14 protein-coding genes are annotated in these 12162 nt (G+C 44.8%); 11 read left to right on the top strand and 3 right to left on the bottom strand.

The annotated features are described in order from the left end of the window. Nucleotides 1–20 precede the first annotated feature (20 nt). Both BCU75_RS04230 and BCU75_RS04225 read left to right on the top strand, forming a co-directional pair. The gene (locus BCU75_RS04230; protein ID WP_102473008.1) at nucleotides 21–800 is read left to right on the top strand and encodes a class I SAM-dependent methyltransferase; all 780 of its coding nucleotides are present in this window, start codon (nucleotides 21–23) and stop codon (nucleotides 798–800) included. Nucleotides 801–921: 121 nt separating this feature from the next. Next, nucleotides 922–1491 carry a hypothetical protein gene (locus BCU75_RS04225; RefSeq protein WP_102473007.1) on the top strand — a complete coding sequence of 190 codons (570 nt, stop codon included), beginning with the start codon at nucleotides 922–924 and terminating at the stop codon, nucleotides 1489–1491. Between the two features lie 112 nt (nucleotides 1492–1603). On the opposite strand, the gene BCU75_RS04220 is transcribed toward BCU75_RS04225, so the two are convergent. Both BCU75_RS04220 and uspA read right to left on the bottom strand, forming a co-directional pair. Then, on the bottom strand, nucleotides 1604–2482 hold the full coding sequence (locus BCU75_RS04220; RefSeq protein ID WP_102464481.1) for a carboxylate/amino acid/amine transporter: 879 nt from the start codon (nucleotides 2480–2482) through the stop codon (nucleotides 1604–1606). A 52-nt stretch (nucleotides 2483–2534) separates the two neighbouring features. Continuing rightward, nucleotides 2535–2969 carry a universal stress protein UspA gene (uspA, locus tag BCU75_RS04215; RefSeq protein ID WP_076678461.1) on the bottom strand — a complete coding sequence of 145 codons (435 nt, stop codon included), beginning with the start codon at nucleotides 2967–2969 and terminating at the stop codon, nucleotides 2535–2537. A gap of 189 nt (nucleotides 2970–3158) precedes the next feature. Between uspA and ftnA the strand changes: the two genes are divergently transcribed. From ftnA to BCU75_RS04200, 3 genes are all read left to right on the top strand, one after another. Then, a complete protein-coding gene (gene ftnA, locus BCU75_RS04210) occupies nucleotides 3159–3686 on the top strand; it encodes a non-heme ferritin (protein WP_004735556.1) in 528 nt (175 codons plus the stop codon). A gap of 68 nt (nucleotides 3687–3754) precedes the next feature. Then, nucleotides 3755–4078, top strand: coding sequence for a universal stress protein UspB (gene uspB, locus BCU75_RS04205; protein WP_076678462.1), 324 nt, complete (start codon nucleotides 3755–3757; stop codon nucleotides 4076–4078). 250 nt (nucleotides 4079–4328) lie between these two features. Beyond that, the gene (locus tag BCU75_RS04200; protein ID WP_054548006.1) at nucleotides 4329–5522 is read left to right on the top strand and encodes an NAD(P)/FAD-dependent oxidoreductase; all 1194 of its coding nucleotides are present in this window, start codon (nucleotides 4329–4331) and stop codon (nucleotides 5520–5522) included. A gap of 151 nt (nucleotides 5523–5673) precedes the next feature. On the opposite strand, the gene BCU75_RS04195 is transcribed toward BCU75_RS04200, so the two are convergent. Then, nucleotides 5674–6567 carry a DMT family transporter gene (locus tag BCU75_RS04195; protein ID WP_102473006.1) on the bottom strand — a complete coding sequence of 298 codons (894 nt, stop codon included), beginning with the start codon at nucleotides 6565–6567 and terminating at the stop codon, nucleotides 5674–5676. A gap of 138 nt (nucleotides 6568–6705) precedes the next feature. Between BCU75_RS04195 and rmuC the strand changes: the two genes are divergently transcribed. The 6 genes from rmuC (at nucleotide 6706) to tatB (ending at nucleotide 12138) form a co-directional block, all read left to right on the top strand. Then, the gene (gene rmuC / locus BCU75_RS04190) at nucleotides 6706–8238 is read left to right on the top strand and encodes a DNA recombination protein RmuC (protein ID WP_102473005.1); all 1533 of its coding nucleotides are present in this window, start codon (nucleotides 6706–6708) and stop codon (nucleotides 8236–8238) included. A gap of 65 nt (nucleotides 8239–8303) precedes the next feature. Beyond that, the gene (gene ubiE, locus BCU75_RS04185) at nucleotides 8304–9083 is read left to right on the top strand and encodes a bifunctional demethylmenaquinone methyltransferase/2-methoxy-6-polyprenyl-1,4-benzoquinol methylase UbiE (RefSeq protein ID WP_026012235.1); all 780 of its coding nucleotides are present in this window, start codon (nucleotides 8304–8306) and stop codon (nucleotides 9081–9083) included. Nucleotides 9084–9181: 98 nt separating this feature from the next. Further along, the gene (locus tag BCU75_RS04180) at nucleotides 9182–9787 is read left to right on the top strand and encodes a ubiquinone biosynthesis accessory factor UbiJ (protein WP_102473004.1); all 606 of its coding nucleotides are present in this window, start codon (nucleotides 9182–9184) and stop codon (nucleotides 9785–9787) included. Beyond that, the gene (gene ubiB / locus BCU75_RS04175; protein ID WP_076675966.1) at nucleotides 9784–11418 is read left to right on the top strand and encodes a ubiquinone biosynthesis regulatory protein kinase UbiB; all 1635 of its coding nucleotides are present in this window, start codon (nucleotides 9784–9786) and stop codon (nucleotides 11416–11418) included. The genes BCU75_RS04180 and ubiB overlap by 4 nt, the downstream gene beginning before the upstream one ends. A gap of 54 nt (nucleotides 11419–11472) precedes the next feature. Further along, nucleotides 11473–11727 carry a Sec-independent protein translocase subunit TatA gene (tatA, locus tag BCU75_RS04170; protein WP_004735565.1) on the top strand — a complete coding sequence of 85 codons (255 nt, stop codon included), beginning with the start codon at nucleotides 11473–11475 and terminating at the stop codon, nucleotides 11725–11727. 3 nt (nucleotides 11728–11730) lie between these two features. Next, nucleotides 11731–12138 carry a Sec-independent protein translocase protein TatB gene (gene tatB, locus BCU75_RS04165; RefSeq protein ID WP_102473003.1) on the top strand — a complete coding sequence of 136 codons (408 nt, stop codon included), beginning with the start codon at nucleotides 11731–11733 and terminating at the stop codon, nucleotides 12136–12138. Nucleotides 12139–12162: the final 24 nt, after the last annotated feature.

The raw sequence follows: 12162 nt of genomic DNA, 5'->3' as shown, positions 1-12162 counted from the left end.
ACTGTCTGTTGGAGACGACCTTGCAACTACAACTGATTTGCGAAGATGCTACCCAAATCGAACATTTAAATGACTTAGCGACCCGTTGGAATTTATCTCATGATGAAAACAGCGATTTTGCGTTGGTTCTGACGAGCGAACGACTTGAGTTACGCAAAGTGGACGAACCGAAACTTGGCGCTATCTTTGTTGATTTAGTCGGTGGGGCAGTCGGTCACAGACGCAAGTTTGGTGGTGGTAAAGGTCAGGCGATCGCCAAGGCGGCGGGTTTAAACAAAGGCGCAACGCCAACCATTCTCGATGGTACGGCAGGCTTAGGACGTGATGCGTTTGTGTTGGCCTCTTTAGGTTGTAAGGTGCAAATGGTAGAGCGTCATCCTGTTGTGGCAGCCTTACTGGATGATGGCTTACAACGTGCGCAGCAAGATCCAGATATTGGTGATTGGGTAACTGAACGCATGAAGCTGATTCACGCTTCAAGTCATGATGCTTTAGATAAGTTAAGCGACGATCCTAATTTCGAACAGCCAGATGTGGTTTATCTCGATCCAATGTACCCACACCCTGAGAACAAAAAGAAATCGGCTTTGGTTAAAAAAGAGATGCGCGTATTCCAATCATTGGTGGGTGCAGACATGGATGCAGATGCGCTATTGCAACCAGCCCTCAAGCTCGCATCAAAACGAGTTGTGGTGAAAAGGCCTGATTATGCGGCTTGGTTAGATGAGCAAAAACCGAGCATGGCGATTGAAACCAAAAAGAACCGATTTGATGTGTATGTGAAAGCATCAATGACTTAGAGATAAGCTAAGAAAATTTCCCGTCATAAATACGATAAATTACCATTTAACACTTGCGATAGCCGCGTTACGGATGTATATCTAACTAAGAATCATTATTATTCTTAGCTGGAGTTGTAGCATGGCTAAACGCTTTTGTAAGTTAAACCGTCGAGATATTACCGAACACCTAGGAGAGATCCACAGCTTGGTTACTCAACCTAAGTTTGTGTGTCGTTCTTGTGCGCGTTCATCGTCGGATCAAGCGAACTTATGCAAACCAACTGCAATCCCACCGATTGATTGCCAGAATAAACCCGTTGAAGAAAAAGTCGCGTGTGGCCTACTTGCTGAAACCTTACCAACTCCGGAGGTTTCTCTTATCGAGGTCATGGACAGCGCTGAGCCAGCCGTGCAAATTTTTGACCCTGCTAGCATAGAAGCAGCAGATAAAGTTTCGTTGAAAAAAGCCAAATTGAAAAAACTTATGGCTGTTGGCGATGACAAAGCTGAGCTCAAACGAGCGAAGAAAGCGGCTAAGAAACAAGAGAAGTACAACAAAAAGCTCGCGAAGATGATTAAGAAGCAGCAAAAGCTGTTTAAGAAAAGCCAGAAACTGGAAAGTGATCTTGAACGCATCAACCTACAACTTGATGATGCTGCATTTATTGAAACCAAGACTCAGGTCGTGAGCCATAATCACATTCACTGAAGCTGATTCGGATAGTTTATTGCTACAACGATGATTTAAAAAGAGCGACCTTAGGTCGCTCTTTTGCATTTTAGGGCTATCCGAGCTAGTTCGTTTAGCTCAGTGAAAGCGGTTAGGCGTTGCTTGTGGATCTCGCTACGCGCTTCTTCACCCACGTCTCATTGACGAATAAAGAGAACAAGATAACGGCACCACCAATAGACAATCGAACTAAATCGACATCTCTGTTCCAAATCAGGATGTTCACCACAAGGCCTGCTGGAACTAAAACATTGTTCATCACAGCAAGTGCGCCTGCATTTACCATGCATGCACCTTTGTTCCACATAAAGTAACCCAGCCCTGAAGCAATTAATCCGAGGTAGAGCAGGATTCCCCATTGAAGAGTGGTGGTTGGCAGTTTCTCTGGGTTGCCCAGCAGCATGAAAGCAACCGAAGCGACGCATAACGCCCCTAAGTAGAAGTAACCAAATACGGTTCGTTGAGGTAACTCTGTCGATTCCTTCTCCATCAACACCTTATAACCAACCTGACCGATAGCAAAGCACAGGTTCGCGCCTTGTACGACGAGGAAGCCAACTAAAAAGTTTTCGTTGATGCCCGCAAATTTAATGAATACTGCGCCCAATACAGCAATTGCAGCTGTCACTAAGTACCACGGAGAGAATTGCCCTTTGAGAAAGTCATAAATAAGCGTGACGTAAATTGGGGTAAAAACGGTAAACAAAAGGACTTCAGGAACGGATAGCAGCAAGAAAGACTGATAGTAGAAGCAGTACATTAAGCCAAGTTGGATGCCACCAATGGCCATCAATTTAGCGATAAGTTTTCGCGAGACACCACGGAATTTAAGGAAAGGAAGAAACACGATACCGGCAAGGGCAACACGCATCAGTACAGAGAACCAAGCATCAACTTGACCAGCAAGGTAAACGCCGATCAGGCTAAAGGAGAAGGCCCATAGGAGGGTAACACCAGCTAAATAGCTCATAGTAAAACTTCGTTAATAAGATATGAGCTGTATGTTACCTAACCTTAAATCATTAGTCTTCTGAATCTCTTAGAGGCACGACCAGCATATCAACTGGAGAGGCGTTGATCAGTTGTCGTGTTGAAGAAAGCAGTTTGCTCCAAAAGTCTTGATGGTGACCGCAGACCACTAAATCAACATTGAACTCGTTGATGGTGTCACATAACTCATGGCTCAAATCACCACTGCCCACTAAGGTATGAGTGATCGGGTATTGAGCGTAGTCAGCAAAATTTTGCAGTTGAATACGTGATGCTTCCATCGCGTTGTGTTGGGTTTCTGCCATGTTGATATCAATCAGGCCGGTATAAAGCTCTGCGTAGTTAATGTCGATATGGATAAAAGAGACTTTGGCTTCCAATGGCTTAGCCAATGCTACCGCTTTATCCACAAGTAATTTGCTGTCATCTGATAAATCGACTGCGACCAAAATATGTTTGTAACTCATATTGCTACCTCCTTTATTCATTGTCTGATTAAAGATTAGCACTATGTGATGCCTTTTTTTGCTGAAGTGATCTCATATCCACTGTCTTGCGTAATAGACGGTTGAAATATCGGTTAACTAATGGTCAGCGAGATATTCATTAAATAGTGATATAATAAAGAAAATTGAGGATGTAATTAGGAGTCTTAAATGCTGTCAAAAACTATGGTTGAGCAACTGAATGATCAAATTAACCTAGAATTTTTCTCATCCAATCTATACTTACAAATGAGTGCTTGGTGTGAAGACAAAGGATTTGAAGGTGCAGCAGAGTTTCTGCGTGTTCATGCAGTAGAAGAAATGGAACATATGCAGCGTCTTTTCACTTACGTAAGTGAAACAGGTGCAATGCCAATTCTAGGTGCGATTGAAGCGCCAAAACATGAATTTGATAGCCTTGGTGCTGTGTTCCGTGAAACTTATGAACATGAGCAGATGATTACTCAAAAGATCAACAAACTGGCTCACGTTGCTTTCAGCACACAAGATTACTCAACCTTTAACTTCCTGCAATGGTACGTTGCAGAGCAACACGAAGAAGAGAAGTTGTTTAAAGGTGTATTGGATAAGCTAGAGCTTGTTGGTGAAGACGGTAAAGCACTGTTCTTTATTGATAAAGACCTAGCGCAATTGGCAAAAGATGGTTCATCTTCAATTATGGAAGCTCCTGCCGTTTAGGTAGTACGAGAAAGACACTGATTATCTTTTTCTTTTGAGTTTTCGTATGAAGATGTAGGGAGGAAAGGATGATCAGCGGCGACACTATTCTATTTGCACTAATGGTTGTGACTTGTGTGAACTGGGCGCGTTATTTTACTGCGTTAAGAACACTCATTTATATAATGCGAGAAGCACATCCTCTGCTTTATCAACAAGTAGATGGAGGTGGATTCTTCACAACTCATGGCAATATGACCAAACAAGTTCGCTTGTTTAGTTACATCAAAAGCAAAGAGTACCACCATCATCACGACGAAGTGTTTATGACGAAGTGTGATCGTGTAAGACAGTTATTTATACTTTCTTCCGCTCTGTTGGGTGTAACGTTGCTGTCTTCTTTCATCGTCTAAGTTATTTAGTACGCGTGAAGTAGAGTTTAGGTTTTGGTGCGAAGCTTCGGTTGTTGGTTAGCTAAGCCGAGTAGTTGTTTTGCTGCTGTCTGCAAATTGTACAATTGAACATCAATTGCAAAGTTTAAAATTGCCGCTAAAATAGCGAGCAATTAGTAAGGATGTGCTGTTTATGCACATCCTTTTTTATTGATGGCATTTCGAGAACAGGGCGTACTCGGGGTGCAAAAGTGAAGAAAGCAGAACCCCAATGAGTGAAAAGTTTGATGTAATCGTAATTGGTGCGGGCGCCGCGGGCTTAATGTGTGCTGCGGAAGCGGGTAAGCGCGGCCGACGAGTGCTGGTGGTTGATCATGCAAAGAAACCAGGCAGAAAAATTTTAATCTCAGGTGGCGGCCGTTGTAACTTCACTAACTATGATGTTTCAGCTAACAACTTCCTATGTAACAACCCTCACTTCGTGAAGTCAGCTTTATCTCAATACACCAACTGGGATTTTATCTCGATGGTCAGTAAGTACGGTATTGAGTTCGAAGAGCGCGATCACGGCCAGTTGTTCTGTGTGAATGACCACACCGCAAAAGATATCGTGAGTATGTTGCTTGAAGAGTGTAAGCAGGCGAAAGTCGAACAGCGTTACCGTTGTGATGTTCACTCAATCGAAAAAACAGACGCTGGCTTCAAAATGCACCTTAATACCGACGAAGTTGAGTGTGACTCATTAGTGGTGGCTACAGGTGGTTTATCTATGCCGAAACTGGGGGCGACTCCGTTTGGCTATAAGATTGCAGAGCAGTTTGGTTTATCCGTAATGCCGACTACCGCAGGTTTGGTTCCATTCACTTTGCATAAAGAAGACAAAGAAGCTTTTGCTGAGCTTTCGGGCATCGCGATTCCTGCCGAGATCACCGCGCAAGACGGCACTCTATTCAAGGAAGCGTTGTTGTTTACTCACCGCGGCCTATCTGGACCTTCGGTACTGCAAATATCTTCGTTCTGGAAAGCGGGTCAATCGGTTTCGATTAACCTAGTACCTGAAGTGGACGTTGCTGAACTACTTGAAAACTCTCGTGAGAAACACCCAAATCAAAGCCTGAAAAATACCTTAGCGAAAGCACTACCAAAGCGTTTTGTGGAAGTGTTGATTGATCGTAAAGAGCTCGAAGACAAGCCGCTCAAGCAGTTCAATGAAAAACAATTGAATGACATCGTAGAGCATCTAGAGAACTGGAAAATTGCGCCAAACGGCACCGAAGGCTACCGAACAGCTGAAGTGACTTTAGGTGGTGTAGACACCAATCACTTATCCTCAAAAACAATGGAGTGTAAGACTGTCTCTGGCCTCTACTTCATCGGTGAAGTAATGGATGTAACAGGTTGGTTGGGTGGCTATAACTTCCAATGGTGTTGGAGTTCTGGTTTTGCCGCAGGCCAGTGGGTTTAAGCTTTTAGCTTACCCATTAGATTTCAGATTGCATAAAAATGGCGAGTCATAGGACTCGCCATTTTTGTACCTAACACTGTCATCTAGCTCTAGGTTCGACTTTATCGATAGCTTTTCGTGCTCAATCGAATCTTTTTGCTCATTTGCTCATTTACGCAGGTTTGTTTTTTGAAAACTTGATCTGTTGAATCACCAAGCCCGCAATAATCAGCACCAAGCCGAACAACGTTGCTGGGTGAATTTCTTCGCCAATGATCGTTGAAAGTAGCATTAGCGAGATAAACGGTGAGGCAAAAATTAGGTTGCTAATACGTGCCGTATTATTGGTTAGTTTCAGTGCAGAGAGCCATAAGACAAAGGTAATGCCCATCTCGAACAGGCCAACATAAGTCACGGCCATCCAACCTTTCGTTGTGATTTGGCTGAAGCTTTCGCCTTCGTAAATGGTCAAGCCGATCGCGAAGGGCAATGCCACTAAGAAACCAAGCAGTACACCAATCACAGGGTCAGCCTTGTTTTTGGTGTTGAGAATCCAGTATCCCGCCCAAAGCAAGGTTGAAAGCAGCGCCAGTGCTACACCGAGTGGACTATCGAATTGCATTCCCAGAACATCACCTTTGGTAGCAATGACCACCACGCCCGCATAACTGAAAGTACACGCAATCCAATCTTGTTTGCGAATCTTTTGCCCCAGGAACACTGCAGCCATGAGAGTCAACGTGATTGCCCAACTGTAGTTGATGGCTTGCGCTTGAGATGCGGGCAGTAAGTCGTATGCTTTGAAGAGAATCAGGTAGTAAGCCAATGGGTTAACTAAACCAAGCAGCAAGTAGTACCAAGGGTTTGAAAGAAACGTAGTACTCAGCTGTGAGAGTTTACCTTGGAAAGCGCAGATCGCGATCAGTGCCATTGATGACACAATGCTGGCAATGGTCAGCATCTGGATCGGCGAAAACTCAGCAAGGGTCAGCTTAAAAGCCGTAGCAACGGTTGACCACAGTAATACTGCAGCAAGGCCAAAGCCCAAGGCACGACGTTCGTTCATAGCAACTCATTCTAATTTGATGGGACAGAATACGAAGCGCCTAGTCTATCTGTCGAATTTTAATACGGCAAACTGGACATTTATCCAGTATCAAAATACCATTTAATGAGTTATTTACAATTAGGCTAAATCATTATCATGCAATGGATTATCGAACATCAAGCAACGCTTATTGCTGCAATTTCTGGCGCGCTCGTCAGTGGCGGTGTGGTGGGTTGGTGGATTAAACAGAAGTTCTCTTTTCAGAATCGACTTCTCGAACAACAACTCGAGTCCGATCGTTTGTTGCATGAATCTCAACAGTCACAGCTCAAATCATCACTCGCAGAAGCACAACAAGAGCTTAATGAGTTGGATGACGACCGAGATAAAGCCGCATTTGAACTCAAGCAAGCCCACGGCAAGGTGATGGCTGCTATGGAAAAGCTTCGCTACTTTGAAGCCGTGAAGCAAGAGCGTCAGCAGTACGCTGATGAGATCAATGTACTGAAAGACCATAAATCTGAGTTGGAGGCTGAACTTCGAGAGCAAGAAGCGAGGCACGACCAAGAAAACCTGGCCAATAGTGAAAAACTGCAATTGCTAGAACAAGCGGAATCTCGACTTAAGCAGCAGTTTGAACTGTTAGCCAATCAACTATTTGAGAGCAAAACCGCCAAGGTCGATCAACAGAACAAACAAAGCTTAGAAGGTTTGTTATCTCCGCTGCGAGAGCAATTGGAGGGCTTTAAGAAACAGGTTAATGATAGCTTTGGTCAAGAGGCCAAAGAGCGTCACACCTTGGTGCATGAGCTTAAAAACCTGCAACGCCTCAATGAGAGTATGACGCGTGAGGCGGTTAACCTGACTCAGGCGCTAAAGGGTGATAACAAACAACAAGGTAACTGGGGGGAGGTGGTGCTGGCGCGGGTGCTGGCGGAATCAGGGCTGCGAGAAGGCCATGAATACCAAACTCAAGTAAACCTGCAAAACGATGCAGGCAAGCGTTACCAACCGGATGTGATCGTACATTTGCCACAAGATAAGCAAGTGGTGGTGGATTCTAAAATGGCTTTGGTGGCGTTTGAACGCTACTTCAACGCTGAGACTGATCAGCAACGTGACGCTGCATTGCGCGATCACTTGGTGTCACTGCGCGCGCACATTAAAGGCTTGAGCCAGAAAGATTACCATCAGCTCAAAGGCATCCAGAGTCTTGATTATGTGCTGATGTTTATTCCCGTCGAACCTGCATTTCAGGTGGCGATTCAAGCCGACCCTAGCTTGGTCAAAGATGCGATGGAACAAAACATTATCTTGGTCAGCCCTACGACCTTGCTGGTGGCACTGCGTACCATTGATAACCTGTGGCGCAACGAAAGACAGAACCAGAACGCGCAAGTTATTGCGGAGCGTGCGAGTAAGCTTTACGACAAACTACGTTTGTTTGTTGATGATATGGAAGGGCTTGGCAGTTCATTAGACAGAGCGAACCAAAGCTACCAAGGAGCAATGAATAAGCTAGTGACTGGGCGTGGTAATGTGATTCGTCAGGCTGAAAGTTTCAAGCAATTGGGTGTTGAAGTGAAAAAGTCGATTTCTATTGGTATAGCCGAAATGGCTCAAAATGAGGCTTTTTCAGAAAATGCCTCCTTAGTAGAAAGACAACCTGCTGAGGATAAAGTAAACTAATCGGCCGCAGCGCCTATAAACAGTTAGTGTGCTGACGATGAGAACTTACCATGGTAGATAACAGCATTATGGACACAAGCGTGCAGACAAATTCAGCAGTAGAGTCAGAAACCACACACTTTGGTTTCGAAACAGTCGCAAAAGACGAAAAAGTCGCGAAAGTAGCAGAGGTATTTCACTCTGTAGCCGCTAAATACGACATCATGAATGATCTAATGTCGGGTGGTGTTCATCGCTTGTGGAAGCGATTCACGATTGATTGCAGTGGCGTTCGCCCGGGTCAACGTATCCTAGACCTTGGTGGTGGTACAGGCGACCTTACTGCGAAATTCTCGCGTATCGTTGGCGAAAAAGGCCACGTGGTTCTTGCTGATATCAACAACTCAATGCTGAATGTTGGCCGTGATAAGCTGCGTGATAGCGGTATTGTTGGCAACGTACATTACGTGCAAGCAAACGCTGAAGAGCTACCTTTTCCTGACAACTACTTCGATTGCATTACGATCAGCTTCTGTCTGCGTAACGTAACCGATAAAGACCAAGCGCTGCGTTCAATGTACCGTGTACTTAAGCCAGGCGGTCGCCTGTTGGTTCTTGAGTTTTCTAAGCCAGTACTTGAGCCTCTATCAAAGGTTTACGATGCATACTCTTTCCACCTGTTGCCAAAAATGGGTGAGCTGATTGCCAACGACGCAGACAGCTATCGCTACCTTGCAGAATCAATCCGCATGCACCCTAACCAAGAAACCTTGGAAGGTATGATGCAAGAAGCGGGTTTTGAAAATACTAAATACTTCAACTTAACGGGCGGTATTGTTGCGCTGCACCGTGGTTACAAGTTCTAGTCGAACTTGGTAGCAGGCTCGTAGAGTGTGCTAAAAAATAAGAATAAAGATAGAACGGATAGGTTAACGCTTATCCGTTTTCAAAGGTAAGGACAGTCATGCCATTTGATCCATTGGTCACCGCGGTTATTGAAACCTCTTTAAATACTTTTGTGAACGATGATCCAGCTTTGGTTCGTCGTTTGTCTCGTTTAAAGGGGCAGATCATTCAAGTCAATTTGAAAGAGTTGAATAAAACACTCACTTTCGTTTTCAGCCAACAGATCGATGTGTTGGCTGAATATGAAGGGCAGCCTGACTGTTACCTATCTTTGAACCTATCGGTACTGCCTGAATTGCGTGAGCAATCGAACATCACCAAGCTGATCAAGCAAGATAAGCTGATCTTAGAAGGTGATATTCAGCTCGCACAGAAGTTTGCTCAACTGATGACAGACTGTAAGCCTGATTTGGAAGAGTGGTTGTCACGTGTGACTGGCGATGTGGTTGCTCATACCTTGGTACAAGGCGTTAAAAACGTCGGTAGCCTTGTGGCGAAGCAAGCAACTAAGCATCAAAACCATGTTGCTCAGGTTTTGACTGAAGAGTGGAAGATTGCACCGGCTCCGTTAGAAGTGGTGCATTTTTGCGATCAGGTTGATGACATAAAAAGCTCAGTTGCCCGCCTTGAAGCTAAGTTGAACGCTCTGTTGGAGAAAATATGACCCCGACAGAACTGAAACGTCTTTATCATATTATCAAGGTACAGTTAGAGTACGGCCTTGATGAATTGATGCCTGAGCACCATTTGACTAAAGCGCCACTGTTGGCGAGAAAGTCTCTATTTTGGCTCAAAAATAAGCATCAAGATAAGGAGTTGGGTCAGCGTTTGCGTCTCGCTTTGCAAGAGTTAGGGCCGGTGTGGATCAAGTTTGGTCAAATGATGTCAACGCGTCGTGACCTGTTTCCTCCTCACATCGCAGATCAATTGGCTTTGCTGCAAGACCAAGTGGCGCCGTTTGATGGTCAACTGGCCAAGCAAGATATGGAAAAGGCACTGGGTGGCAGCTTAGATAACTGGTTTACTGACTTTGATATCGAGCCATTGGCTTCAGCATCTATCGCTCAGGTGCATACTGCAAAGCTTAAAGAGAACGGCCGCGAGATTGTTCTGAAGGTCATTCGACCTGATATTCGCCCGGTGATTGACGCAGATCTAAAACTGATGCACCGAATGGCGCGTATAGTCGCTAAGTCGCTTCCTGAAGCACGTCGTTTGAAACCGGTTGAGGTGGTTCACGAGTACGAGAAAACGTTACTTGATGAACTCGACCTGCGCCGCGAGGCAGCGAATGCCATTCAACTGCGACGTAATTTTGAAGGCAGTGAAGAGCTGTATGTTCCAGAGGTTATTCCTGACTTAAGCAGTGAAAGCTTGATGGTGTCAGAACGAATCTATGGTATTCAAGTGTCGGATATCGCGACATTGGAAGCTAACGGCACCAACATGAAACTGCTGGCTGAACGTGGCGTGACGGTATTCTTTACCCAAGTATTCCGAGACAGCTTTTTCCATGCAGACATGCATCCGGGGAACGTGTTCGTTAACCCAGAAAATCCAGATAACCCTCAGTGGATTGGCTTGGATTGTGGCATTGTAGGTACGCTCAATAGCGAAGATAAGCGCTATTTAGCCGAGAATTTACTGGCTTTCTTCAATCGAGATTACCGTAAAGTTGCAGAACTACACGTGGATTCTGGTTGGGTGCCACACGACACCAACGTCAACGATTTTGAATTTGCGATTCGTATGGTGTGTGAGCCAATTTTTGCAAAACCACTTGGCGAGATCTCATTTGGCCATGTGTTGCTAAACTTATTTAATACAGCAAGACGTTTCAACATGGAGGTTCAACCTCAGTTAGTGCTTCTACAGAAGACCTTGTTGTATGTGGAAGGCCTAGGCCGCCAGCTGTATCCGCAACTTGATTTGTGGGCAACGGCGAAGCCTTTCCTTGAAACCTGGATGATGAATCAGGTGGGGCCGCAAGCTGTGATCAACGCAGTAAAAGAGCGTGCGCCATTCTGGGCAGAGAAATTACCAGAGCTGCCAGAGTTACTTTATGACAGCCTTCGTCAGGGTAAAGCGATGAACCAGAGAATGGATCAGCTTTATCAAGGCTACCGAGATACCAAACGCCAACAAGCGACTGGAAAGTTTTTGTTTGGTGTTGGAGCCACTTTAGTCGTATGCTCCGCAATATTAGTTTCAAGCCCTTATGAGCAGCTATCTATGGGCTGTGGCATCGCAGGTGTCACATTTTGGTTGCTTAGTTGGCGAGCTTACCGTCGTTAGACAGTAGACTCTCTTAATATTTTTTATGTGTAGACAGACCCGAGGACAATGACAATGGGTGGTATCAGTATTTGGCAACTTCTAATCATTGCTGTGATTGTAATTTTACTTTTTGGAACGAAGAAACTACGCGGCATGGGTGGTGACTTAGGTTCAGCGGTGAAAGGCTTCAAAAAAGCGATGAGCGATGAAGACAAACCTGCAGATAAGAAAGATGCAGACTTTGAACCAAAGAATATTGAACAGCAGAAGAAAGAAGCTAGCGCTGAAACAACTGCTGAAACAAAGAAAGACAAAGAGCAGGCGTAAATCGTGTTTGATATCGGTTTTTGGGAACTGGTATTAATATCTGTCGTTGGGTTAGTCGTTCTAGGACCTGAGCGTTTGCCTGTTGCTATTCGTAGTGTCTCCAAGTTTATTGGGCAAGCGAAAAGCATGGCAAATAGTGTGAAAGATGAACTTTCTCATGAGCTTAAAGTACAAGAGCTTCAAGAAAACCTACGTAAGGCGGAAAAAATGGGTATGGAAGATTTATCTCCAGACCTAAAAGCATCAGTTGATGAGCTTAAGCAGGCCGCTGCTCAAGTTCAACGTCCGTATGCTAAGCCTGAGTCTGATAAGCCAAGTGATACTGAACCTAGTGTCACGGAAACCGTTGAATCTGAAACCATTCAGGTCAATAGTGAAGCTTCAGCAACGTCAGATAAGAAAGCCGAATAGTCTCGCTAGGAGGAGTCGTCAGAT

The organism is Vibrio splendidus (genome assembly GCF_002873455.1).
Classification (GTDB): domain Bacteria; phylum Pseudomonadota; class Gammaproteobacteria; order Enterobacterales; family Vibrionaceae; genus Vibrio; species Vibrio splendidus_J.
Note: the sequence above shows the minus strand (reverse complement) of the source record. Positions and strands in the feature narration are given on the sequence as shown.

Excerpts from the sequence above, each read along its gene's own strand:
- BCU75_RS04225 (WP_102473007.1), top strand. The coding sequence starts at position 922 with ATGGCTAAACGCTTTTGTAAGTTAAACCGTCGAGATATTACCGAACAC.
- BCU75_RS04220 (WP_102464481.1), bottom strand. The coding sequence starts at position 2,482 with ATGAGCTATTTAGCTGGTGTTACCCTCCTATGGGCCTTCTCCTTTAGC.
- uspA (WP_076678461.1), bottom strand. The coding sequence starts at position 2,969 with ATGAGTTACAAACATATTTTGGTCGCAGTCGATTTATCAGATGACAGC.
- ftnA (WP_004735556.1), top strand. The coding sequence starts at position 3,159 with ATGCTGTCAAAAACTATGGTTGAGCAACTGAATGATCAAATTAACCTA.
- uspB (WP_076678462.1), top strand. The coding sequence starts at position 3,755 with ATGATCAGCGGCGACACTATTCTATTTGCACTAATGGTTGTGACTTGT.
- BCU75_RS04200 (WP_054548006.1), top strand. The coding sequence starts at position 4,329 with ATGAGTGAAAAGTTTGATGTAATCGTAATTGGTGCGGGCGCCGCGGGC.
- BCU75_RS04195 (WP_102473006.1), bottom strand. The coding sequence starts at position 6,567 with ATGAACGAACGTCGTGCCTTGGGCTTTGGCCTTGCTGCAGTATTACTG.
- rmuC (WP_102473005.1), top strand. The coding sequence starts at position 6,706 with ATGCAATGGATTATCGAACATCAAGCAACGCTTATTGCTGCAATTTCT.
- BCU75_RS04180 (WP_102473004.1), top strand. The coding sequence starts at position 9,182 with ATGCCATTTGATCCATTGGTCACCGCGGTTATTGAAACCTCTTTAAAT.
- ubiB (WP_076675966.1), top strand. The coding sequence starts at position 9,784 with ATGACCCCGACAGAACTGAAACGTCTTTATCATATTATCAAGGTACAG.
- tatA (WP_004735565.1), top strand. The coding sequence starts at position 11,473 with ATGGGTGGTATCAGTATTTGGCAACTTCTAATCATTGCTGTGATTGTA.